This is a genomic window from Streptomyces sp. NPDC050619, assembly GCF_040654815.1.
Taxonomy (GTDB): domain Bacteria; phylum Actinomycetota; class Actinomycetes; order Streptomycetales; family Streptomycetaceae; genus Streptomyces.
The window spans coordinates 90,786-113,295 of the sequence record NZ_JBFAIR010000033.1; the positions used below are offsets into that span (position 1 = coordinate 90,786).

The following is a 22,510-nucleotide window of genomic DNA, read 5'->3' on the forward strand; positions in this document are numbered from 1 at the left end:
CTCGGCATCCGCGTCGACCGGATCGTGTGGATCATCCTCATCATCGGCAGCGTGCTGGCCGCGTTCGCCGGCATCCTCTACAGCGGCCACTACGGCTCCATCTCCGCCACTCAGGGCAGCGGCTGGATCTTCCGGGTCTTCGCCGCGGCCGTCATCGGAGGTGTGAGCCTCAACGGCGGCAGGGGCTCCGTCTTCGGCGCCCTGGCCGGTGTGCTCACCCTCCAGCTCGTCGTCAACGTCATGACGTTGGCCGGCGCGCGCCGTTGAGGAACTGGTTCAGGACGTCCTCGCCGGCCAGCTCGGGCTGTCCCGCAACTCGCTGCGCGAGGCGGCCCGGGCGCTGACCGCATGCGGATCCGGGTCACCCGGCAGGGCGACGGCACCTACATCTCCAGCCTGGAGCCCCACCTCCTCCTCGAAACCCTGTCCTTCGCCGCCGGCGTCTCGCAGGGGCGTACCGCCCTGCAACTGCTCCAGGTACGCAGACTGCTCGAATCCCAGGCGACCGGACTGGCCGCGTCCGTGCCGCAACCTCACGACCTCCAGGAGCTCCGCGACATCCTCGACCGGTGCCGCTCCGCCGCAACTGTCGACGAGTTCGTCGCCCACGACATCGCCTTCCACCTGCGCATCGTCGAAGGTCGGCAACCTGGTGCTCTCCATGCTTCTGCAGATGCTCTCCACCCGCACCCAGCGGCTACGCATCGTCCGAGGCAGCCGGACCCGTGCCGCGCTGGACAGTGCCCACCGGGACCACGAGGAGATCCTCCGCGCGTTCCACGCACGCGATGCGCTGCTCGCGGTCTCCGCCGCGACTGTGCACATCACGGACGTCGAGCGGTGGCCGGCGACAAGCCTCGGCGACGATCCCCTCCGCCCGATCGACGGCTGGCGGCACTACCGGTCCCAGTCCCTGTCGTACTAGCGGGTTGAGTGGCGGTACTGCCCGGGGGCCTCGCCGCGGACGCGCCGGAAGGCCCGGCTGAACGCGAAAACGGAGGTGTAGCCGACCGAGCGGGCGATGGTGTCCACAGTGTCGTTGGTGTCGCGGAGCCGGATGGCGGCCAGGTCCATCCGCCACCGGGTGAGGTAGTCGCCGGGGGTTCGGCCGGTGCTTTCGCGGAAGCGGCGGGTCAGCGTACTGCGGGAGGTCGCCAACTCCGTCGCGAGCAGGTCGGTCGTCCACGGTTTCGCGGGGTCCTCGTGGAGTTTGGTGAGAGCCACGCTGACCAGCGGGTCCCCGAGGACCCCGAGCCAGGTTCCTCGTGCTTCGGCCGGCTTCTCGGTCAGCCACACGCGGAGCAACTGGACGAGGAGGATGTCGACGAGTCGGTTGAGGACGAACTCGGTGGCGATCTGCGGTTGGGTCAGTTCCCGGGACAGCAGCCGGACGGTGTCGTCCAGACCGCTGCCGCTGTGGTTCGCCCGAAGGTGCACGACGTCCGGCAGCGTGGCGAGAACCTGTGTGGACACCGCCGGGTCGTAGTCGTAGGAGGCACCCAGGATATTGGTATGCATCTCTCCCGAGCCAATGCGGAGCACGCCGCCGCGGGCCCGGGCATCATCCGCTTCCGTGCACTGCTGGAGGACCACCGCGGCGTCCGGGGCGCTGCGCAGCGTGTGCCCCGGCCCGTTCGGCAGCAGTACGACATCGCCCGGCATGAGCTGGCGGGGCGGGTGGCTGGGCAGCTCCAGCCAGGCGGTGCCAGAGGCGACGGCGTAGAAGGCCGCGCCGGCGCTTCCGGGCCACAGGATTCCCCACGGCTCGTTCGCCTCGATCCGTGCACCGACGGTGCCTCGGACGCCGCCTACTGCGAGCGTTTCTGCCAATAGGTCCACGCTCGCCAGCGTAGTGCTACAGATGGACATGTTCATGGTCGCTTTAGGCATCGATTCGACCAACGCATGCTTCATATGGTCGGTGTCATGGAAGAGACGATTGACTTGAACCGGCCGGGGGCCTTCTCCCCGCCCGAGTGGAACAGCGCCGTGATCACCGAGTTCCGGGCGAACGGTGGGAAGGTCGGCGGCGTGTACGAGGGCTTGTCGCTGGTCTTGGTCCACCACGTCGGCGTGAGGTCCGGCATCGAACGCATAGCGCCACTGGTCCCGTTCCGTCAGGACGACCGGCTTTTCGTCTTCGCCAGCAAGGCCGGGGCCGACGAGCACCCGGCGTGGTACCACAACTTGGTGGCCCGCCCGAGGACCACCGTCGAGTTCGGCACCGAGACCTTCCCGGTGGTCGCGCGGGTGCTCACGGGTGCCGAGCGGGACGAGATCTACGCCAAGCAGTCCGCTGTCCAACCGGCGTACGCCGAGTTCCAGCGCAAGACCAGCCGGGTCATCCCCGTGATCGAGTTGCAGCGAACCTAGTGCCCCGGCCGCGGCGAGCGCATGTCTCTCCCAGGCAGCGTCCAAGAGCCCTCAGAATCGCCGCCGCGGAGACCGCTCATGAGATGCCGCCGTCTCCCCGGGGGTGATCGGCCGTGCCCCCGGCAGCCAGGCTCGAGGATCGGCTCGTAAAGTAACACTTGTGCATTCGGATACAGGCGCGCATCATCTGGTCGTGGAATTCGATTTGCCAAGCAACCCAGAGGTACGGGACCGCCGGGTGCGGCGATCCCGGTCGGCGTTGTTGTCGGCGGCCGTGCGGTTGGTCAGTGAGCGGGGTACGACCGCTGTGCCAGCGACCGACCTGGCAGAGGCCGCGGATGTAAGCCGTCGAGTGCTGTACCTGCACTTCGGAGACCGCGACGGAGTGCTGCTCGCGGCCGCGGCCGAACTGGTGACACGGGAGCTGCTACCGCGGCTGCCGCAGGATCTCGATGACGCGCCTACCACGCTCACGCTGGCCCGCCATTTCGCCGAGTACCGAGAGTTCTATCGTCCGCTGCTGACCGGCTCGTGCGCGTACGCCGCGATCAGGACGGTGAACAGTCTGTTCCACCCGTACCGACTCGCCAGCGCCCGGCGGCTCTTCGGCGACCTCGATGAGCAGGCCGCCGGTGAGGTGGCGGATTTCCTCACCGGCGCGGCATCGATGGCGCTGGGTGAGTGGCTGGTCGACGGACAGGACCCGCTGGATCCCGACGACTTCGCCCAGCGCCTGCTGCGTATCCAGTCCGTCCTCACCGGCGCATACCGCGACCGGCGCTCTGCCCCCACTCCCACGGAGGACCTCAGTGAGAACACTGCCTGTGACCAGTCTGCTCCTCCAGAAATCGCTGGGTCTGCCGGCGCCGATGACCCGGGACCTCGTGGTCGAGCGTGATCTCGAAGTCCCGATGCGGGACGGCACTGTGCTGCTGGCCGACCGGTGGGCGCCACGCGCCGGAGGTGAGAACCTGCCCGCCGTGCTGATGCGCAGCCCCTACGGGCGTCGCGGGGTGGTCGCTGTGCAGCTGGTCCGGCCGCTGGCCGAACGCGGGTTTCAGGTGGTGTTGCAGAGCAGTCGAGGCACGGCCGGCTCCGGCGGGGACTTCGACCCGCTGCGCAGTGAACGGCTTGACGGGATCGACACGGTCGAATGGGTGTGCAAGCAGCCGTGGTTCGGCGGATCGTTGGTGTTGTGCGGCCCCAGCTACCTTGGATACACCCAGTGGGCGATGGCCGACCAACTGCCCGCACAGGTCAAAGCGATGATTCCCGCAGTGACCGAGTCGGCGCTGGGCCTGGCGTTCCTGCGAAGGGAAGCGTTCGGCCTGGAATCGCTGTTCGGATGGGGCCTGCTCGTCGAACAGCAGGAACGACGCTTGGCGATGGCCCGGTTCCTGCTGGGCGCTCGCCGACGCCGCCGTGCCGAGGCCGTACTGCCTCTCTCCGGCGCCGATCAGGTCGCCCTCGGCCACCGGTCCGACATCATCCAGAACTTCCTGGCCCACGACGCCGACGCCCCGTTCTGGGCCCCCACCGACGGCAGTGACCGAGTCCCCGACGTGACCATCCCCACCAGCCTGGTGGGCGGCTGGTTCGACGTGTTCCTGGTCGGCCAGCTGCGCGACTACACGCGTCTGGAGGCTGCCGGCCGTCGCCCTCGCCTCACCATCGGCCCCTGGTCGCACACCTCGGTCCCGGTCGTGAAGACCATGCTGGAGGAGACCCTGGAGTTCGGGATGGCCCATGCCCGCGGCACAGCCCCCGCCGACCGGGCGCCGGTGCGCGTGTTCGTCATGGGCGCGGAGCAGTGGCGCGACCTGTCGGCCTGGCCCCCGCCGGAATATGCGCCGCAGCGCTTCCACCTGCACGCCGCCGGCCGCCTGGCCCTTGACCCGCCGCCGGACTCGGCACCGGATTCCTACCGGTACGACCCGGCCGACCCCACCCCCGCAGTCGGCGGAGTACGCATGCTGCCGGGCATCAAGGCCGGCCGCGTCGACAACACCGCACTGGAAGCCCGCTCCGACGTCCTCACCTACACCAGCGACACTCTCATCGACGACATCGAGATGATCGGAGACGTCAGCGCCGACATCTGGTTCCGCTCCAGCCTGCCCCACGCCGACGTGTTCGTCCGCGTCTGCGACGTCGACCCCGCGGGCCGCTCCACCAACATCTGCGACGGCCTCACCGGCGTCACAGAGGCCGACGAACTCTCACGCGTCACCGTCGCGCTGTCACCCACCGCCTACCTGTTCCGGACCGGCCACCGCATCCGCGTCCAGATATCCAGCGGCGCGTTCCCGCAGTACAACCGCAACCCCGGCACCGGCGAAACCCGGCACACCGCCACCCAACTGAAGCCCGCCACACAGACGATAGTCCACGACCCCGACCACCCCTCCACCATCAGCCTGCCCACGCGAACCCGCTGACTGGGTTCTGGCGGCCGCGACCGCACGTCGTGCTGACTATGCTCCAGAATTCTGCAAGCCCAAGAAAAATGCGTAATTTGCCCATATTATTTGTGAGTGTGTTGTGAGACGCGCACACCCGCGTGAGGTGTTACATGGTAGCCCTGGGCGACCGCGATGAGCCGGGACCGGCCTCCGCCGGATACGTTGCGGCCATCTTGGTCGACGCGGCAGGAACCGTCCGCAGCTGGTCTAGTGGCGCCAGGGATCTGCTGGGGCGGACGGCGGAGGAAGCCTGCGGTCGTCCGATCTCGACGCTGCTGGTGGATCCGTCGCGCTGGAGTCTCCCGGAAGCGGAGAGCGACGCGGTGTCCTTGCGGCGTACGCGGGCGGAGTTGCGGCACAGCAGCGGCCGGAAGGTCGAGGTCGTGCTCGACGCCGCGCGCGTGAATGGTTCCACCGATGTTCTGCTCCTGGCGGCGCCTGTCCGCGAGGTCGCGGAACAGCAGCACGCCCAGTCCTTGATGCGCGCCCTGCTCGCTCAGGAACACATCGGGGTGGCCATCCACGACTCCGAGCTCAATGTCGTACGGACCAATGCCCACTCGGGGGAGACCGGCGGAGGGCCTCCGCTCCCTGATTTCGATGGTCGGACCCCCGGCTTCCTCAAGGATGCGGAGAGCGACGCGGCCAAGCTCGGCCGGGTACTGGAAACCGGCGTGCCGCTGATCGCCGACCGGCAGAGCGTGCGATTCCCGGACGGCTCCGGCGAAGAGCGGCAGGTCTCGGTGTCGGCCTTCAGGCTGGAGGACGAGCGGGGTCGCCCGACGGGGGTCGCGACACTCTTTCTCGACATCACGGAACAGCACAAGGCCCGTCGCCGTACGGAGATCAGCCACGACGCGTCGGCCCGGATCGGCGGTTCGCTCGATGTCACCCGCACCGCGCAGGCCATCGCCGACGTGCTGGTTCCGGCTCTGGGAGACCTGGCGAGCGTCGACGTGGCCGAAGCCCTGCTGGAGGGCGACGAGCCTCCGGAAGTGATGTATCCACGTGAGTGGCTGCCCATGCGGCGGGTGGCGGTGAGCTCCGCCGATGGAGTGTGGCCGGAGGGCGTCCTCGCGGCGGGTGACGCGATTCCACCGCTGCCGTACATGTCCGAGGTACGGGAGGCGGTGCTAAAACGCGAAGCGCTCTACAAGCTGTCCCGGCAGGAGGTGCTCGACCGCCTGGCGGACCCGGATCTGATCCGGCTGACGATGCCCGAGAAGGCTCAGGCTGTGGTGTCGTCTCCGCTGTTCGCACGTGGGCGGCTCATCGGTTTCGTGTCGGTCTGGCGGACGGGACGTGTGGAGAGGTTCGAGCAGAAGGACGCCGACCTTCTATTCGACATCGTCGCTCGAGGCGCGCTCAGCCTGGACAACGCCCGGCGGTACACGCGTGAGCACCGGGCGGCGGTCGCACTGCAACAGCGTCTGCTGCCCCGGAGCACGACGAGGACCACGGCGGCCGAATCGGCCGGCAGCTATGTGCCCGCCGGCGGTGGGGCGGACATCGGCGGTGACTGGTTCGACGTCATCCCGCTGCCGTCGTTGCGGGTGGCGTTCGTGGTGGGTGACGTCATCGGCCACGGGCTGCACGCCGCGGCCACCATGGGGCGCCTGCGGACCGCCATCCGCACGCTGGCCGACCTGGAGCTGGAGCCGGGGGAACTCCTCATTCGTCTCGACGACCTCGTCCAGCAACTCGCGGACGAGGCAGATCCGCAGGACGTGGACACGATGGGTGCCACGTGTCTGTACGCGGTCTACGATCCGATCACCGGCACATGTGCCCTGGCCAGTGCCGGGCATCCGCCTCCTGCGGTGATCGAACCTGGTGGCGCCGGCCGGCTGATCGAGGTGTCCCCGGGGCCTCTCCTCGGCGTCGGCGGCATGCCCTTCGAGGTCACCACGGTCGACCTGCGGCCCGGAGGGACGCTCGCCCTTTATACGGACGGCCTCGTGGAACGCCATCCGGGCGGAACTGACCAAGGCGCCCGGGAACTCCTGGACCGTCTTTCCGTGCTCTGCCGTGAGGGAAGAGCGCTCGAGGACATCGGCCATGCGGTCATGGCCCGCTCCGCCGCCTCCCCGCCCCGGGACGACATGGCGCTCCTCCTGGCACGTACCCGCACGCTGCCGGCGTCCGACATCGCGGAGTGGCGGTTTCCCGACGATCCGGCGGTCGTGGCCGAAGCGCGCGGTGGCGTCGGTCGTCAGCTCGTCGAGTGGGGTCTCGACGAACTCTCCTTCAGTACAGAGCTGATCGTCAGCGAACTGGTCACCAACGCGATCCGCTACGCAGGCGGTGCGGTCGGCCTCCGCCTCTTCCGTGACGACACCACGTTGGTGTGCGAAGTCACGGACTCCAGCAACACCCAGCCCCGCCTGCGTCGCGCACAAGCAGGTGACGAAGGAGGGCGTGGGCTCTTCCTCGTGGCACAGCTCGCCAGACGGTGGGGCAGCCGCTACCACCGCAGCGGAAAGACCATCTGGGCAGAGCAGCCAGTAGGTGCCGTCATGGAGGCGAACGCCGACGTCAAAGGCGTCTGGGACGACGCGGCCCGGTAAGACTGAATGCGGTGAGCGAGGCGCTGCGCGCGGTCGCATGTTCTTTCCTGGCGGCTACCGGGGGCATGAGTCTTCACTGGGAAGATCGTGCCATCTGGACCGCAGGAGCTGTCGGTGAGCGCCACTTCAGCTACCGGACGCTGTTGCAGGATCTGGGCCAGGTCATGCAGTCGATGTCGCCGGGTCGGCGTCCGGGCTTCGACCCGCTGCGGGGCTTCGAGTAGCCAGTAGCGCGGCTCCGAGGTCTGCCACTGTATGGGGATCCGAGAGGGAACGGCCGGTCAGCTCCTCGACGCGGCGCAGGCGGTAGCGGACGGTGTTGGGGTGGACGTAGAGACGTTGCGCCGTGGTCGCGGCGGAGCCGCCGGCGTCGAACCAGTGCTTCAGGGTGTCCAGGAGTCGCGTGCGTTCGAGGCCCGGGAGGTCGAGTACGGGTTTCAGGACCACGTTCATCAGGTGGGCGGCCTCCACGGGGGCGGCGGCGACGAGCATGGCGAGGGGATTGTCGTCGAAGCGGGCGACGCCCGGGCCGCCGCCCGGCAGTCCCGCCAGGGCCAGTCGGGCGAAGCGCAGGGCCTGCGGTGTTTCGCGCAGTGAGGAGAAGCGGGGACTGACCCCCACGCGGGCGCCGGCGCGGCGCAGGATGCGCAGGCCGGTGGCCTCCGCCTCCGGTGCGGCAACGGCGATGAGGCCGATCTGCTGATCCGCCAACAGCCGCCAGGCGGAGGGCAGTTGTGCCTGGCGCATCGAGGCTTCCACGCCCGGCAGAGGTGCCTCGCCGGGGGACTCTGCCGCCGCCGCGACGACGGCGTAGGGCCCGCGTTCCGGCAGGCCCAGTTCGCGGGCCGCGTCCCAGAGCGTGATGCGGTCGGCGATCACGCCGGAGAACAGCGCTTCGACCAGTGCCGAGCGCCGGGCGCCGCGTTGCACGGCCAGCTCGGCGGTGGTCTCCCGGTGCGCGGCTGCCACAGCCTCGGCGTAGAGCCCAAACAGGTGCCAGATCTCCGCTGATCGGTCCACCAGCTGTGTGTCGGGGACCGTGGTGTGGGTGCGTGCCTGGGTGAGAATCTCCGACCACAGGAACTCGAAGCCGATCCGGTACGCGTGCAGGATGTCCGCCAGCGGCATGCCCTGCTCGGCGCGGATCCTGCCGGTCTCCCGGGCCGGTCCGGGATCCGGTGTGCCGGAACGGCGCAGATGCTTCAGGACCAGGTCCGCGTTGGCGGTGCAGGACCGGCGCAGCGAGTCGAACGGGATGAGCGACTCATCCGCATACGCGGGGACGTCCGCGCGAATGCGTTCCGCGATCCGCTCACCCAGCTCGGGAAGCCGGTCGTGGATCGCCGCGATCACCTCTGGGAGGTCCATCACCGCAGCTTAATGCGCCTGTCTTGTTCGCGGGAACAGTTATGGGCGGGTGATGGTGTCACGCCGTCCATAGGCGTCGGCGGTGGTTCGAAGCACGATGGCGGCCACGTGAACAACGGATTTCAACGGTGAGTTCGTGGAGGCAGGTCATGGCGAATCTGGCGGAGTTCCTGGTGCGGACTGCGGCACGGCAGCCGGAACGTCCCGCACTGCGGCTGGGATCGCACATCACCTCCTACGCGGAACTGGATGAACGCAGCGCCCGTGCGGCCGCGCTGCTGCGGGCCGACGGCGTACGGCCCGGAGACCGGGTCGCCCTGATGCTGCCGAACGTCCCCGAGTTCGTCGTGCTCTACTACGGTGCGCTCCGCGCCGGCGCGATCGTGGTGCCGCTGAACCCGCTGCTGAAGGAGCGGGAGACCGCGTACCACCTCAGCGACTCCGGATCCGTGCTGCTCTTCGAATGGCACCAGGCGCCGGGGGAGGGCGCGCAGGGAGCGGCTGCCGCCGGGGTACGGCGCACGGCGGTGGAGCCTTCTTCCTTCGCCGCGCTGCTGGCCGGGCACGAACCGTTGCCCGAGGTCGCACGGACGGCGGACGACGACGTGGCTGTCCTCCTGTACACCTCCGGCACCACCGGTAAGCCCAAGGGTGCCGCGCTCACCCACGGCGGACTGCGGCACAACACAAAGGCCAATGAGGTCCACGTTCAGCGGATGACGTCGGACGACGTGGTGGTGGGCTGTCTGCCTCTGTTCCACATCTTCGGCCAGATCTGCACGATGAGCGTGGCCGTCTGCAGCGGCGCCTCGCTCACGCTCATCCCGCGCTTCGATCCGCAGACCGTGCTGGACGCCATCGTCCGTGACCGGGCGACGGTCTTCGGGGGCGTGCCGACCATGTACGCGGCGCTGCTGCAGCACTCGACGGACGCGGACGTGTCGACGCTGCGGATGTGCGTCTCCGGCGGCGCCTCCCTGCCGGTGGAGGTGCTGCGCGGCTTCGAGGAGCGCTTCGGCTGCGCGGTGCTGGAGGGCTTCGGCATGTCCGAGACGAGTCCGGTGGTGACGTTCAACCACCTCGACCGGCCCCGCAAGGCCGGCTCGATCGGCACTCCGATCCGGGACGTGGAGGTCCGGCTGCTGGACGACATGGGCCAGGACGTCGCCCCCGGGGAGATCGGCGAGCTGGCCGTGCGTGGCCCCAACCTGATGAAGGGCTACTGGAACCGTCCCGAGGAGACGGCGATTGCCATGCCGGACGGCTGGCTGCGCACCGGCGACCTGGCCCGGCGGGACGAGGACGGCTACCTCTACATCGTCGACCGGAAGAAGGACATGATCATCCGCGGCGGCTACAACGTCTACCCGCGCGAGGTCGAGGAGGTCCTGCACGAGCACCCGGCCGTCGCCCTCGCCGCGGTGGTGGGTGTACCGCATCAGGAGCTCGGCGAGGAGATCGCGGCCGCGGTGGTCCTGCGCCCGGGCGCGCAGGCCACGGCCGAGGAACTGCGGCAGTACGTCAAGGACCGGGTCGCGGCCTACAAGTACCCCCGGGCTGTGTGGCTCATGGACAGGTTGCCCATGGGGCCGAGCGGCAAGATCCTCAAGCGGGAGATCAGCGCGCCGACGTCGCCGGAGCCGAGGGTCTGACTGCTCCGCCAAGAGTGATGGTGCGGCACCGTGTACGGCGCAAAGGACCGTCGGCGTTGAGCTTCCTGGGATGAGTGCCGTCAGTCGTCCTGCGGCGAGGTCTGCCCTGCCAGATGACCCCGCACAGCGACCTCGTGGTGCGCGTGGGTGGCGGAGACGTGGTAGCCGTCGGCGCCGTTCTCCGCCTGGAGCTTCCAGTTGCCGTCGTAGTGGTACGTCGACGAGCCGCGCAGCACCTCCAGGCCCTCCGGGGACTGGTCGACGATCATGTCGATGACGACCGCCGCGTCGCCCAGGTGCTCGGTGAGGGGCTTGACGTCCGGGTTGAGGCTGCCGAAGAGGAAGCCGCGGTAACTGGCGAAGCGGGCCACCTTGGTCAGGTCGTGCGAGCCGTCCTTGTTGAACTGTTCCGGGTAACCCGCGTCCCGCGGGTCCTTGACCTTCAGCAGCTTGCCGGCGTTGTTGTAGGTCCAGCCGTGGAACGGGCAGGTGAACGTGGTGCGGTTGTCGGTCTTCCGGCGGCAGAGCATCGCGCCGCGGTGGCTGCACGCGTTGACCAGACAGTGCAAATCGCCTTGCTTGTCGCGGGAGATGACGACGGGCTGCCGGCCGAGGTACGTGGTGAAGTAGTCCCCGATCTCCGGGATCTGGCTCTCGTGCGCGAGATAGATCCAGTTCCCCTCGAAGATGTGCTTCATCTCCAGCTCGAAGAGCTCCTCGTCGGTGAAGACACCGCGGCGGACGCGGTACACGCCGTCCTCAGGGTCCTCCACGAGGGCGTCTTCGAGGATGGTCCGCGCACGGCTGCGGGCTTCGGCCATGGTCCGTCCCTTCCGGATCGTGTCGGCGACTTGGCTCACCGCCGCGTGTTGCGGCTGCTTTTCAGCACCATGACACCGAGATGAAAGGTCGGCCCTAGGCATTTCCCCAGGGTTGACCCAGGGGGGTATTGATATCCCTGGAGTCTCAATAGGCTGCAATCAAGTATTTGTGGTGTACGGGACTCGCTCTCTACGCTGAGGCGCATTCGAGGGCCCCGAAACAGGAGAGGGGCAGCCCGATGGAGCTCAGGCACCTTCGGTATTTCGCGGCCGTCGCCGAGACGCGTCATTTCGGAAAGGCAGCGGAACATCTGCACATGGCCCAGCCCCCGCTCTCCCAGGCGATACGCCGCCTGGAAACGGAACTGGGCGTGGATCTGTTCACCCGCACCACCCGGCAGGTCGCCCTGACCGGGGCGGGCGAGGTGTTCCGTACCGACGTGGAGCGCATCCTCAAGGCCGTCGACGAAGCGGTGGCCAGGGTCGGGCGCTTCGCGTCGGGAACGGAGGGGGTGCTCAGGGTCGGCCTCACGGGATCCGCCTCGTACCGCCAACTGCCCCTACTCGCACGGCTGGTGAAACGCGAGATGCCGCAAGTGATGCTGGAGGTGCACACCGAGATGCTCACACCCGCCCAGGAGTCGGGGCTGACCGAGCGGCGCCTCGACGTCGGCGTCCTGCGCCCGCCGGTACGGCAGGAGGGGATCGTCCACCGCCCCATCGCCGACGAGCCCCTGGTCGTCGCCGTCCCAGAGGAGCACTGGCTCGGCGAGGCGGACTCCGTCCGCGTGGAGCAGCTGCGGCACGAGAACTTCATCATGTACGGCGCCTCGCTGGGCTCCGTCGTCAACGACGCGGTCGTGCGCAGTTGTCTCGCCTCCGGCTTCTACCCGCACCGCGCCTACGAGGTCACCGAGACCTCCGCCGCGCTGGCGCTGGTCGCGGCGGGGCTCGGTGTCGCCGTGCTCCCGGACTCGATCCGCTCCGCGCCCCGCGAGGGAGTGGTGTGCAAGGGAATCGAGGACGCGCTGTCCGTCCGCCTGGACCTGGCCTGGCGCGAGGACGACGAGTCACCCCTGCTGCTCAATCTCCTGAAAGTGCTGGAGCGGAACGACATGTTTCTTGACGGGCCCCAAGCGGTCGAGGGGGGCGAAGGAGCGGCATGAAGATCGTCGACGTGGAGGCAATCCCTTTCGCCATTCCGTACAAGAAGCCGCTGAAATTCGCGAGCGGTGAGGTGCATACCGCCGACCACGTTCTGGTCCGGGTGCACACGGACGAGGGTCTGACGGGGACGGCTGAGGCACCGCCGCGCCCGTACACCTATGGCGAGACCCAGGAGTCGATCGTCGCGGTGATCGACAAGATCTTCGCGCCGCAGGTTCTGGGACTGACGGCCCTGGAGCGGGAGGCGGTCCACGAGCGCCTGGACCGGACCGTCGGCAACCCGGCCGCCAAGTCCGCGGTCGACATGGCCCTGTGGGACATCCTCGGCCAGGCCGCCGGCATGCCGGTCTCCGGACTGCTCGGCGGCTACACCGACCGCATGCGGGTGAGCCACATGGTCGGCTTCGCGCCCGCCGAGCAGATGGTCGCCGAGGCGGAGCGGATCCGGGACACGTACGGCATCACCACCTTCAAGGTGAAGGTCGGCCGCCAGCCGTACCGCGACGATGTCGCGGCCTGCCGGGCTCTGCGGGAGGCTCTCGGCCCGGACGTCGACCTCTACATCGACGGGAACAGAGGCTGGTCGGTCTCCGATTCGGCCCGGGCGCTGCGCGAGATGGCCGACCTCGGTCTGACCTTCGCCGAGGAACTCTGCCCCGCCGACGACGTGCTGGGCAGGCGCTGGCTGGTCGCCCAGAGCCCCATCCCGTTCATCGCGGACGAGAGTGCCACCCGGGCCGCCGAGGTGACCCGCGAACTGCTCGGCGGCTCCGCCACCGCCATCAGCATCAAGACCGCCCGTACCGGCTTCACCGCCTCCCAGCGCGTCCTGCACGAGTGCGAGGGGCTGGGTGTCGAGGTGGTGATGGGCAATCAGATCGACGGCCAGGTCGGCACGTTGTGCGCGGTCGCCTTCGGCGCCGCGCATCGCACGACCACCCGGCAGGCCGGCGAGCTGTCCAACTTCCTCGACATGACCGACGACCTCCTCACCGAGCCGCTGACCATCGAGTCCGGCACCCTGCGCATCCGCGAGGGCGCCGGACTGGGCATCGACATCGACCCCGACAAGCTGGCTCGCTACCGCGAGGACCGCTGAACTCACCGATTGGGACGGGAAGACAATGACCGACATCATCACCGAGCAGGCCACCGCCGCGGCCTCCGGCGCCGCCGCCACCGAGCGGTTCCGCACCCGGCGGCACTCCGGCGCCGCCGACGTCGACACCCGGCGCGTGGACACGCTCGCCACCGAACTCATCACCGCCGTCCACGATGTCGTCCGCCGCCACAAGGTCACCTACGCCGAGTACGACGCGCTGAAGGCATGGCTGATCCAGGTGGGCCAGGACGGCGAGTGGCCGCTCTTCCTGGACGTGTGGGTCGAGCACGTCGTGGAGGAGGTCGCGAGCGAGAACCGCGAGGGCAGCAAGGGCACCATCGAAGGCCCGTACTACGTCCCCGACGCCCCGCGCCTGCCCGCCGAGGCGACCCTGCCGATGCGGGACGGCGAGGAGGGCACCTCGCTGCTCTTCCAGGGCCGGGTGACGAGCGTGGACGGCACACCGCTGCCCGGCGCCGCGGTGGAGATCTGGCACGCGGACAACGACGGCTACTACTCGCAGTTCGCCCCCGGCCTGCCCGAGTGGAACCTGCGCGGCCACGTCGTAGCCGACGACCAGGGCAACTTCAAGATCCACACCATGGAGCCGGCGCCGTACCAGATCCCGACCGACGGCTCCTGCGGCAGGCTCATCGCCGCCGCGGGCTGGCACGCGTGGCGCCCCGCGCACCTCCACCTGAAGGTGTCGGCGCCGGGCCACCAACTCATCACCACGCAGCTCTACTTCCAGGGTGGCAGCCATGTCGAGGACGACATCGCGCAGGCCGTGAAGCCCGAACTGATCCTGGCCCCCACCCCTGTGGGAGACGGCAGCGGCAACGAGGTCACGTACGACTTCGTCCTCGACAAGGCGTGATGCGCGGTGCTGTTCGCGGTACGGATGGACGTCGCGATTCCGCGCGACCTCGACCCCGAGGTTCGCGCGGACCTGGTGGCACGTGAGAAGGCGTACTGCCACGAACTTCAGAAGTCGGGGGAGTGGGTGCACATCTGGCGGTGCGTCGGGCAGTACGCCAACATCAGCGTCTTCGACGTCGCCGACAACGAGGCGCTGCACCGCCTCCTGTGGAACCTCCCCCTCTTCCCCTACATGAAGGTGGACGTGACACCGCTGGCTCAGCACCCGTCCGACCTGGCCGCCGGTGAGGTCGTGGCGTGATGGACAAGGCGGCGAACAGCCCCACGCCGCACAGGCAGCGCTGAGCGCGCGTCTCAGTGCCGCGTGACCACGTAAGCACCACCCGCCGGAGGCCGCCGTGCGTTCCACCGCCACATGGAGCGAAAGCTCCTCACAGGAGACCGGACAGCGCCCGGAAATCGCCCTTTGCGTACTGCGACCAGTTCTTCGCGTACAACTTCGCGGGGTCGCGCACCGACGGCAGTACTCCCCTGCACCGCGAGGCCGGCGACGTACACGGTGTCTTCTTCGGGCAGTCGTCCTTCGCCACGTACGCCCTGGCCACCGAACGCAACGTGGTGAAGGTGGACCGGGCGGCGCCCCTGGAACTGCTCGGCCCGCTCGGCTGCGGCATACAGACCGGCGCGGGCGGGGTCCTCAACTCACTCAGGCCTGCGGCGGGCAGCAGCATCGCGGTCTTCGGAGCGGGCCCGGTCGGCATCAGCGCCGTCATGGCCGCCGTCGTCGCGGGCTGTACGACCGTCGTCGCCATCGATCTCCAGGACGAGCGCCTCGCGCTGGCACAGGAGTTGGGCGCCACGCATGTGATCAACGGGGCCGCCGCCGACACGGTGGCCGTACTGCGGGACCTCACCGGCGGGCTCGGCGTCGACTACACCCTGGAGATCACCGCGGTCCCGGCCGTGCTCCGGCAGGCCGTCGACGCGCTGAACCAGGGCGGCACCTGCGGACTGATCGGCGCCGCCGCGCTCGGCACCGAGCCAAGCTCGACATGTCCTCGCTGCTCTTCGGCCGCGGCGTGCGCGGGATCGTCGAGGGCGACAGCGTGCCGCGCCTGTTCATCCCGAAGCTCGTCGACCTCTACCAGCAGGGCCGCTTCCCCTTCGACAAGCTGGTGAAGACGTACGCCTTCGAGGACATCAACCAGGCGGTCGAGGACTCCGAGAAGGGCACCACTCTCAAGCCGGTCCTGCCCATCGCCTGACGGACCGGAACCGTCGCACGGAGGTCATCCCCGGCGTCGGCCACGTCGTCCACGCCGTGGGTGCGCCCCAGCACGGGAGCGTCCATCACCCCGGTCGACGCCAGCACGGAACAACCCCTCGGCCAGGTGCCCGAGGGTACCGAGGCCGACATCGACGCGGCGGTCGCCGCCGCCCGCGCCGCTTTCGACGACCCCACGGGCTGGGCGAGTTGGGAGCCGGCGCGGCGCGCCGAGGTGATGGACCGGCTGGCGGACGCGATCGACAAGCGTGCCGACGGATTCGTCGAGCGGGTCAGCGCCCAGAACGGCATGCCGGTCGCGGTCGCCCGGCAGTTGGAGGTCGGCTACCCGAGCGCCGTGCTGCGGTACTACGCGGGGCTGGCCCGCGAGGCAGCCTTCGAGGAGACCACGGCCGGGCTCTTCGGCGGTTCGATCGAGGTCCGCAGGCTGCCGGTCGGGGTCGTCGCGGCCATCGTGCCGTGGAACTTCCCGCAGGCCCTGACCATGTTCAAGATCGCACCCGCGATGGCGGCCGGCTGCACCCTCGTCATCAAGCCGTCCCCCGAGACCGTACTGGACGCCTACCTGCTCGCCGAGGCCGTCGAGGAGGCCGAGGTACCGGCCGGCGTCATCAACATGGTGCAGGCAGGCCGCGAGGCCGGCGCGTACCTGGTGTCCCACCCCGCCGTGGACAAGGTGGCCTTCACCGGCTCCACCGCCGCCGGCCGGGCCATCGCCGAGGTCTGCGGCCGCCTGCTGCGCCCGGTCACGCTGGAGCTGGGCGGCAAGTCCGCGGCCATCGTCCTCGACGACGCGGACCTGGACCTGACGAAGATCGGCGAGGGCCTGTTCGGCGCCACCCTCCTCAACAACGGCCAGACCTGCTTCCTCGGCACCCGCGTCCTCGCCCCGCGCAGCCGGTACGCCAAGGTCGTCGACGCCTTCACGGCCCTGGCCGGCTCACTGAACATCGGCGACGCGAGCGACCCGGCGACCCAGATCGGACCGATGGCCACCGCCCGTCAACGTGAACGCGTCGAGACGTACATCGCCAAGGGCCGCGGCGACGGCGCCCGCCTCACCACCGGCGGCGGCCGTCCCGCCGGCCTGGACCGCGGCTGGTTCGTCCAGCCGACCGTCTTCGCCGACGTGGACAACAGCTCCGTCATCGCCCAGGAGGAGATCTTCGGCCCGGTGCTCTCCCTGATCCCGCACGACGACGTCGACGCCGCCGTCCGCATCGCCAACGACTCCGACTTCGGCCTGGGCGGCACGGTGTGGACGTCGGACCCCGAGCGCGGCGCGGCCGTCGTCCACCGGGTCCGCACCGGCACCATCGGCGTCAACCGCTCCATCCCGGACCCGGCGGCCCCGTTCGGCGGCGTCAAGGCGAGCGGCCTCGGCCGTGAACTGGGGCCCGAGGGGCTGTCGGCCTACCAGCAGACGCAGACCGTGTATGCGTGACGGTGCGTCTTGGCCCTCGGGAGGGCAGGCCTTCCGGGGGGCGAGGCACTGCGGTAAATGTGTCGCGTGTCGTCGCGCGGGTCGGGATACTGCGCCGGTGACCGGTTCCGCACTGCCTCAACTGCTTCGACCTCGTGCCCTGAGGCCCGGAGATCTCGTCGTCATCGCCTCGCTGTCCGGCCCGCTCCATGCCGCTTACGAGCCCGACCTCGAGCAGGCGGTGGTCGTGCTCGAGCGGATGGGATTCCGCGTGCGTCGGGCCCCGCTCCTCGAAGCAGGGCGGCACCATTGGTGGAGCGCGGCTCGGCCGGCGGAGATCGCCGAGGAGTTCAATGGACTCCTGCGTGATCCCGAGGTGCGCGCGATCATCGCGCATGACGGCGGCCAGGCGGCGCTCGGTTACCTGGACCTGATCGACTTCGAGGCGATCACTGCCGACCCCAAGCCGATCCTCGGCTTCAGCGACATCTCGCTGCTGCATCTGGTGCTCTACGCGCGCACGGGCCTGGTCGGCTTCCATACCGACGTGGCCACCCCTGGACTCGGCGGGCACTGGCAGGCTGCGCCCGCAGCGCGCCAAGCGGTGCTTGAGAAGCTCTACTCGACGCTGCTGACCGGCGACGAGGCGATCGGTGCGCTGCCGGCCACCCCGTCGTGGGAGTGCTGGCGTGCCGGTCGCGCCGAAGGCCGGCTGATCGGCGGGGTGATCAATCGCATCGTGCTGGCGCAGGCGACGCCTTACGCGCTGCCGCTCGAATGCTTCGACGGCGCGGTGCTGTTCTGGGAGGAGATGGGCGGCCAGGCGTCGTATGTGTGGAACTACCTACAGGTACTGCGGCACTGCGGCATCCTCGACCGGATCTCCGGCATGGTCGTGGGCGTCCCGCACGAGATCGACGGGCTCGGGGGGCAGGACGCGTCCCCGACCCTCGCCGAGATAGTCCTCGACGTCCTCGGCGACCGTGACATCCCGGTCCTGGGCAACGTCGAGTTCGGACATGCCGGCCCGAATCTGCCGATGCCGGTCGGCATCCGTGTCGGCCTGGACACGCGGCAGCGGACACTGTCACTGCTCGAACCGGCGGTACGGCCGCACGCGATGACGGGACCGGTCGGCTGAGCAACGCGGATCAGTGAGCGGACGGCCACCTTACTCGCGTAGCCGAGAACGGTACTCGCCCGGTGCCGCATCGCCGTCCTGAAACAAAGCGGCGACGGCGTCTTCCTTGCCCGCGGGAGCGGGAGCGGGGGCGGGGAGCAGCCCGGCTTCAGGACGCCGAGCGCCGCTCGAACACCACGTCCCGCGCCGTCCCCAGCGCCGTCGCCACCGCGCCCAGCAGCACCGCATCCTCGCCCAGCCGGCTGGGCACGATCTTCGGCCGCAGCGGCGTGAGGGTACGCAGGGTCTCGCGCACCGGACGCAGCAGCAGGTCGATGCTGTGGCCCACGCCCCCGCCGAGGACCACCAGATCGGGGTCGAGCACCGCGGCGGCCGACGCGACCGCGTGGGCGATCCGCTCGCCCTCCAGCTGAACCGCCCGCACCGCGGGGGGATTTCCCTGCCGTGCCGCGTCGAACACGGCCTTCGCGGTGAGCTGCTGCCCGGTCATCCCGAACTGCCGCGCCGCCTCGACGACGGCCACGCCCGCCACCGCGTCCTCCAGCGTCTGGGGCTTCTGCTGCCCCGGCCACGGCAGGAAGCCGATCTCCCCGGCCAAGCCGTGCGCGCCCGTGAACAGCCGCCCCTCACTGACGACGCCCATGCCGAGACCGGTACCGATCATGATGTACGTGAACAGGCGGCTGCCCGCGCCGACGCCGAAGGCGTACTCACCCAGGGCCGCGAGGTTGGCGTCGTTGTGCACCTCCAGCGGGATGCCGAGTTCCTCACGCATCCGGTCGAAGAGGCCCGCCCGGCCCCATCCGGGCAGCTGCGTCGCGTACCGCACCCGGCGCTGCTTCTCGTCGTACACGCCGGGCGTGCCCACCACCGCGTGCGCCACCTCGTCCGCGCCGACACCGGAGTTGGCGACGACCTGCTGTGCCGTGGAGACCACCAGGTCGGCCATGGCCCCCGAGCTGCGCGCCCGGTTGCGCACATCGGCGCGCGCGACCAGGGCGCCGTCCAGATCGGCGACGGCCACGCGCAGCCAGCCGCGGCCGATGTCGACCCCGAGGGCGTATCCGGCCGCGGGATCGGGGGCGTACAGGACGGCCACCCGGCCGCGCTCCGGTGCGTGGGTGCCCACCTCGTGGACGAGCCCGGCCTCCTCCAGCGCCGCGAGGGCGCTGGAGACCGTCGGCTTCGACAGGCCTGTCTCGCGGGCGAGTTGGGCGCGCGAGGCGGCGCCGGTGCGCAGCCGGTCGAGGAGCAGTCGCTCGTTGGTGCTGCGCAACCGCTGGCGGTTCCAGGGCTGTTCCGGCTGCTCGGAGTCGTCGTCGGCGGACATCGCACCATTCTCACGCATTCATGACACCCACTTGACGCATCTAGTAAGGGTACTTAACTTTATCGCCCAGTAAGCCTCGCCGGGCGAGCCAAGGGGAGCCCAGCGCCGGCCGGTCACCCGCCGCCCTTGTCCGAAGGCCGCCAACAGACGTCGGCCCTCACGTCGTATTTCTCCCCGCGTCTTGCTTCAGGAGGACCCATGTCCGGCAGTCCGCCACCCAACGGTGGTTTCGTCCGCAGCGTCGGCCTGTTCCAGGCCACCGCCATCAACATGAGCCAGATGTGCGGCATCGGGCCGTTCGTGACGATCCCGCTGATGATCGCCGCGTTCGGCGGCCCGCAGGCGATCATCGGCTTCGTCGCGGGCGCCGTGCTGGCGCTCGCGGACGGACTCATCTGGGCCGAGCTGGGCGCGTCGATGCCCGGCTCGGGCGGCAGTTACGTGTATCTGCGCCAGGCCTTCCAGTACCGCACCGGCCGCCTCATGCCGTTCCTGTTCGTGTGGACGGCGATGCTCTTCATCCCGCTGATCATGTCCACGGGCGTGGTCGGTTTCGTCCAGTACCTGGGCTACCTGGCCCCCGACATGGGCAGGACAACGGGCGATCTCATAGGTCTCGGCATCATCGCCCTGGTGGTCGTCCTGCTCTGGCGGGGCATCGAGCACATCGCCCGCATCACCGCCGTCATGTGGACGGTCATGATCACCTCGGTCGTCCTGGTGATCGTGGCCGCGGCGACCGACTTCAGCGCGCACCTGGCCTTCACCTACCCGGCGCACGCCTTCGACTTCGCGAGCAACCACTTCTGGATCGGCTTCGCCGCCGGCCTGACGATCGGTATCTACGACTACCTGGGCTACAACACGACCGCGTACATGGGCGCGGAGATCAAGGACCCGGGCCGTACGCTGCCCCGCTCCATCGTCTTCTCGATCCTCGGCATCATGGCGATCTACCTGCTCCTCCAGATCGGCACCCTCGGCGTCATCGACTGGCACCGGATGACCGACCCGGGCGACATCGCCTCCACGTCCGTGGCCTCGGCGGTCATGGAGGAAACCTGGGGCAAGGGCGCCGCGGACACGGTCACCGTCCTGATCCTCATCACCGCGTTCGCCTCGGTCTTCACCGGTCTGCTGGGCGGCTCGCGCGTTCCCTACGACGCCGCCCGTGACCGGGTCTTCTTCCGCCCCTACGCCAAACTGCACGCCCGGCACCGCTTCCCGACGCTGGGCCTGGCGACCATGGGCGTCATCACGGCGATCGGCTTCCTGATCGGCCGCCACACCGACCTGGCCACGCTCATCCAACTCCTCACCACGGTCATGGTGATCGTCCAGGCGCTGGCCCAGGTGCTCGCCCTCTCGGTCCTCCGCAAGCGCCAACCGACCCTCCATCGCCCGTACCGCATGTGGCTGTATCCGCTGCCGAGCTTCCTCGCCCTCGCGGGCTGGCTCACCATCTACGGATACGCGGACAAGAACTCCCCGGGCCGCCACCCCATCGAATGGTCCCTTGCGTGGCTCGCCCTCGGCTGTATCGCCTACGTCATCTGGGCGCGCCTGGAGAAGGTGTGGCCCTTCGGACCGAAGGAGATCTCGGAGGAGTACCTGACCGCACCGACCCCGGATGCGGAGCCCGCGGGGACGTGAGGACACACGGACGGTCTTTCGCGGTCAGCCGGTGATGTGCGCCTTGGCGGCGGAGAGCACTGCTTGCCGTTGCCGGTGGCGCTGTTCGTACTCCAGCACCTGGCGGGCCTGGTGGGACGGAGCGTCCTCCAGGCTCGCTCTGATCTCGTCCGGGGCCATGGCGTCGTAGCCGAGCCACGGCTGTTCTTCGTGCAGTTGCTCGATGGCGTCCAGGATGCGCTTCCGGTTCGCGTGCGCGCGCTCGTAGCCCTCGATCACCGTCAGCTCCAACTGGGACAGCGAGGGCAGCCGCCTCTCGATCTCCTGCGTGCCGAGTCGGCCGAACCCGGGAATCGGCAGATCCTCCTCCCGCCTGACCGCTCCCAGGATTTCCTCGGCCATGGGACCGGCGTGGGGTGTCTCCCGCACCCCGCCCTCGGCCGCACCCCGGGCCCACCGGACGCCGCGCTGGGCCACGTCCTGTGCCTGATCGAAGACGGTCCGCATCGTCTGGGCCGCCGCGCCGGCCAAACCGCCGTTCCGGCTCTCAGCCGGGCCGAAGCCGTTGGTGGATGCCGCCATGACGCGGGCTTGTTCGGCGAGGCTGTCCTCCAGCACCTGAAGCAGTTCCTCGTCCTGGCGGCGCAGCGCGCCGAGCAGGTCGGCGGTGGGCTCGTCGTCCGCTTGCTCGGCGAGGACCTCCCCGGCCCGGCACGCCGCCAGTGCCCGCGCCGCAGCGGCGTACTCGTCCTCCGCGTTCCTCAGCAGCCGTCGCGCATCGGCCGGGCCCCCGCCGGGCAGCACTCCCCGGACCACCACCGACCCGATCGTCAGCGGCAGCATCACCGTGCGCACCGCACCCCGCGAGACGGACCGCGTCACACCGACAGCGGTGCCCATCAGGCCCCGGCGGTGCAGTTCGCGCTCCTGGCGCCGAATGCGCTGCACGCTGATCTGGACTTCGGCGGCCTGGCGCTCGAGCATCTGCCGGTACGGGCCCGGCGGCGTGACCGTCACATCCGCCCGGAACCGGTCGAGGACCGCGACATGAGCCTGGCGCGCATCCTCCAGCACCGGTACGAGTTCTTCCGCCATCACTGCCATGAGGTGCTCCTGAGTGAGGAATGGGGCGGCAGTCCGCCGCATACGGCAAGCGGCTGCCCTGCGGATTCTCATGGCTGGGCAACCGGCACCATCCTGTGGGATCCACGCCGGGATCGCCCGGCGAGCCGGGGCGGTACCACCTGCGGCTCACCGGGCCGCACGGTGCTGCCTGCGCGGATGAGGGACATGCCGCCTTGGCCCATC

At 69.5% G+C, this 22,510-nt stretch carries 19 protein-coding genes and 3 pseudogenes; 16 read left to right on the forward strand and 6 right to left on the reverse strand.

Translation table 11 applies throughout. The features are described 5' to 3' along the window. Positions 1-3: 3 nt before the first annotated feature. Both AB0I77_RS39845 and AB0I77_RS39850 read left to right on the forward strand, forming a co-directional pair. A pseudogene (locus tag AB0I77_RS39845) lies at positions 4-249 on the forward strand (ABC transporter permease); the annotation flags it as partial. Between the two features lie 99 nt (positions 250-348). Beyond that, a pseudogene (locus tag AB0I77_RS39850) lies at positions 349-925 on the forward strand (FCD domain-containing protein). On the opposite strand, the gene AB0I77_RS39855 reads toward AB0I77_RS39850, so the two are convergent. Then, positions 922-1,839 carry an AraC family transcriptional regulator gene (locus AB0I77_RS39855; RefSeq protein ID WP_363287708.1) on the reverse strand — a complete coding sequence of 306 codons (918 nt, stop codon included), beginning with the start codon at positions 1,837-1,839 and terminating at the stop codon, positions 922-924. The pseudogene AB0I77_RS39850 and the gene AB0I77_RS39855 sit on opposite strands and share 4 nt — an antisense overlap. Positions 1,840-1,926: 87 nt before the next feature. Between AB0I77_RS39855 and AB0I77_RS39860 the strand changes: the two genes are divergently transcribed. The 4 genes from AB0I77_RS39860 (at position 1,927) to AB0I77_RS39875 (ending at position 7,402) form a co-directional block, all read left to right on the forward strand. Then, entirely contained in the window at positions 1,927-2,373 is a 447-nt protein-coding gene (locus tag AB0I77_RS39860; RefSeq protein WP_363287709.1) for a nitroreductase/quinone reductase family protein, read from the forward strand. Between the two features lie 160 nt (positions 2,374-2,533). After that, positions 2,534-3,271, forward strand: a complete 738-nt coding sequence (locus tag AB0I77_RS39865; RefSeq protein WP_363287710.1) for a helix-turn-helix domain-containing protein — start codon at positions 2,534-2,536, stop codon at positions 3,269-3,271. Then, on the forward strand, positions 3,198-4,811 hold the full coding sequence (locus AB0I77_RS39870; protein WP_363287711.1) for a CocE/NonD family hydrolase: 1,614 nt from the start codon (positions 3,198-3,200) through the stop codon (positions 4,809-4,811). Before AB0I77_RS39865 ends, AB0I77_RS39870 begins: the two co-directional genes overlap by 74 nt. A gap of 134 nt (positions 4,812-4,945) precedes the next feature. After that, positions 4,946-7,402 (forward strand): SpoIIE family protein phosphatase, encoded by a 2,457-nt coding sequence (locus tag AB0I77_RS39875; protein WP_363287712.1) that lies wholly within the window; start codon positions 4,946-4,948, stop codon positions 7,400-7,402. A gap of 162 nt (positions 7,403-7,564) precedes the next feature. On the opposite strand, the gene AB0I77_RS39880 is transcribed toward AB0I77_RS39875, so the two are convergent. Further along, positions 7,565-8,770 carry a helix-turn-helix domain-containing protein gene (locus AB0I77_RS39880; protein ID WP_363287713.1) on the reverse strand — a complete coding sequence of 402 codons (1,206 nt, stop codon included), beginning with the start codon at positions 8,768-8,770 and terminating at the stop codon, positions 7,565-7,567. A gap of 149 nt (positions 8,771-8,919) precedes the next feature. On the opposite strand from AB0I77_RS39880, the gene AB0I77_RS39885 reads away from it, so the two are divergent. Beyond that, positions 8,920-10,422 carry a long-chain fatty acid--CoA ligase gene (locus AB0I77_RS39885; RefSeq protein WP_363287714.1) on the forward strand — a complete coding sequence of 501 codons (1,503 nt, stop codon included), beginning with the start codon at positions 8,920-8,922 and terminating at the stop codon, positions 10,420-10,422. Between the two features lie 80 nt (positions 10,423-10,502). On the opposite strand, the gene AB0I77_RS39890 is transcribed toward AB0I77_RS39885, so the two are convergent. Next, a complete protein-coding gene (locus AB0I77_RS39890; RefSeq protein WP_363287715.1) occupies positions 10,503-11,243 on the reverse strand; it encodes a Rieske 2Fe-2S domain-containing protein in 741 nt (246 codons plus the stop codon). 239 nt (positions 11,244-11,482) lie between these two features. On the opposite strand from AB0I77_RS39890, the gene AB0I77_RS39895 reads away from it, so the two are divergent. From AB0I77_RS39895 to catC, 4 genes are read left to right on the forward strand one after another with little or no spacing between them, the layout of a single operon-like run. Continuing rightward, on the forward strand, positions 11,483-12,409 hold the full coding sequence (locus AB0I77_RS39895; protein ID WP_363287716.1) for a LysR substrate-binding domain-containing protein: 927 nt from the start codon (positions 11,483-11,485) through the stop codon (positions 12,407-12,409). After that, positions 12,406-13,509 (forward strand): enolase C-terminal domain-like protein, encoded by a 1,104-nt coding sequence (locus AB0I77_RS39900; RefSeq protein ID WP_363287717.1) that lies wholly within the window; start codon positions 12,406-12,408, stop codon positions 13,507-13,509. The genes AB0I77_RS39895 and AB0I77_RS39900 overlap by 4 nt, the downstream gene beginning before the upstream one ends. Positions 13,510-13,534: 25 nt before the next feature. After that, positions 13,535-14,389 carry a catechol 1,2-dioxygenase gene (gene catA / locus AB0I77_RS39905; RefSeq protein WP_363287718.1) on the forward strand — a complete coding sequence of 285 codons (855 nt, stop codon included), beginning with the start codon at positions 13,535-13,537 and terminating at the stop codon, positions 14,387-14,389. A gap of 6 nt (positions 14,390-14,395) precedes the next feature. Then, entirely contained in the window at positions 14,396-14,692 is a 297-nt protein-coding gene (gene catC, locus AB0I77_RS39910; protein WP_363287719.1) for a muconolactone Delta-isomerase, read from the forward strand. Positions 14,693-14,822: 130 nt separating this feature from the next. On the opposite strand, the gene AB0I77_RS39915 is transcribed toward catC, so the two are convergent. After that, a complete protein-coding gene (locus AB0I77_RS39915) occupies positions 14,823-15,203 on the reverse strand; it encodes a hypothetical protein (protein WP_363287739.1) in 381 nt (126 codons plus the stop codon). Here AB0I77_RS39915 and AB0I77_RS39920 point away from each other — a divergent pair. From AB0I77_RS39920 to AB0I77_RS39935, 4 genes and pseudogenes are all read left to right on the forward strand, one after another. After that, a pseudogene (locus AB0I77_RS39920) lies at positions 15,163-15,369 on the forward strand (zinc-binding dehydrogenase); the annotation flags it as partial. The gene AB0I77_RS39915 and the pseudogene AB0I77_RS39920 sit on opposite strands and share 41 nt — an antisense overlap. Positions 15,370-15,443: 74 nt before the next feature. Next, the gene (locus AB0I77_RS39925) at positions 15,444-15,656 is read left to right on the forward strand and encodes a hypothetical protein (protein WP_363287740.1); all 213 of its coding nucleotides are present in this window, start codon (positions 15,444-15,446) and stop codon (positions 15,654-15,656) included. Between the two features lie 60 nt (positions 15,657-15,716). Continuing rightward, positions 15,717-17,120: an aldehyde dehydrogenase gene (locus tag AB0I77_RS39930; RefSeq protein WP_363287720.1), complete on the forward strand. Its 1,404-nt coding sequence runs from the start codon at positions 15,717-15,719 to the stop codon at positions 17,118-17,120. A 97-nt stretch (positions 17,121-17,217) separates the two neighbouring features. Beyond that, positions 17,218-18,240, forward strand: a complete 1,023-nt coding sequence (locus tag AB0I77_RS39935) for a S66 peptidase family protein (protein ID WP_363287721.1) — start codon at positions 17,218-17,220, stop codon at positions 18,238-18,240. A 148-nt stretch (positions 18,241-18,388) separates the two neighbouring features. On the opposite strand, the gene AB0I77_RS39940 is transcribed toward AB0I77_RS39935, so the two are convergent. After that, complete coding sequence (locus AB0I77_RS39940) at positions 18,389-19,570, reverse strand: ROK family transcriptional regulator (protein ID WP_363287722.1); 1,182 nt, start codon at positions 19,568-19,570, stop codon at positions 18,389-18,391. A gap of 198 nt (positions 19,571-19,768) precedes the next feature. Between AB0I77_RS39940 and AB0I77_RS39945 the strand changes: the two genes are divergently transcribed. Further along, a complete protein-coding gene (locus AB0I77_RS39945) occupies positions 19,769-21,223 on the forward strand; it encodes an APC family permease (RefSeq protein ID WP_363287723.1) in 1,455 nt (484 codons plus the stop codon). Between the two features lie 24 nt (positions 21,224-21,247). On the opposite strand, the gene AB0I77_RS39950 is transcribed toward AB0I77_RS39945, so the two are convergent. After that, positions 21,248-22,306: a hypothetical protein gene (locus AB0I77_RS39950; protein WP_363287724.1), complete on the reverse strand. Its 1,059-nt coding sequence runs from the start codon at positions 22,304-22,306 to the stop codon at positions 21,248-21,250. Positions 22,307-22,510 lie beyond the last annotated feature (204 nt).

What these genes read in the sequence shown, in the direction of transcription:
- AB0I77_RS39925 (WP_363287740.1), top strand. Translation starts at nt 15,444, where the DNA reads ATGTCCTCGCTGCTCTTCGGCCGCGGCGTGCGCGGGATCGTCGAGGGC.
- AB0I77_RS39875 (WP_363287712.1), top strand. Translation starts at nt 4,946, where the DNA reads ATGGTAGCCCTGGGCGACCGCGATGAGCCGGGACCGGCCTCCGCCGGA.
- AB0I77_RS39885 (WP_363287714.1), top strand. Translation starts at nt 8,920, where the DNA reads ATGGCGAATCTGGCGGAGTTCCTGGTGCGGACTGCGGCACGGCAGCCG.
- catA (WP_363287718.1), top strand. Translation starts at nt 13,535, where the DNA reads ATGACCGACATCATCACCGAGCAGGCCACCGCCGCGGCCTCCGGCGCC.
- AB0I77_RS39880 (WP_363287713.1), bottom strand. Translation starts at nt 8,770, where the DNA reads ATGGACCTCCCAGAGGTGATCGCGGCGATCCACGACCGGCTTCCCGAG.
- AB0I77_RS39940 (WP_363287722.1), bottom strand. Translation starts at nt 19,570, where the DNA reads ATGTCCGCCGACGACGACTCCGAGCAGCCGGAACAGCCCTGGAACCGC.
- AB0I77_RS39890 (WP_363287715.1), bottom strand. Translation starts at nt 11,243, where the DNA reads ATGGCCGAAGCCCGCAGCCGTGCGCGGACCATCCTCGAAGACGCCCTC.
- AB0I77_RS39945 (WP_363287723.1), top strand. Translation starts at nt 19,769, where the DNA reads ATGTCCGGCAGTCCGCCACCCAACGGTGGTTTCGTCCGCAGCGTCGGC.
- AB0I77_RS39915 (WP_363287739.1), bottom strand. Translation starts at nt 15,203, where the DNA reads ATGGCGACGACGGTCGTACAGCCCGCGACGACGGCGGCCATGACGGCG.
- AB0I77_RS39900 (WP_363287717.1), top strand. Translation starts at nt 12,406, where the DNA reads ATGAAGATCGTCGACGTGGAGGCAATCCCTTTCGCCATTCCGTACAAG.
- AB0I77_RS39895 (WP_363287716.1), top strand. Translation starts at nt 11,483, where the DNA reads ATGGAGCTCAGGCACCTTCGGTATTTCGCGGCCGTCGCCGAGACGCGT.
- AB0I77_RS39950 (WP_363287724.1), bottom strand. Translation starts at nt 22,306, where the DNA reads ATGGCAGTGATGGCGGAAGAACTCGTACCGGTGCTGGAGGATGCGCGC.
- AB0I77_RS39860 (WP_363287709.1), top strand. Translation starts at nt 1,927, where the DNA reads ATGGAAGAGACGATTGACTTGAACCGGCCGGGGGCCTTCTCCCCGCCC.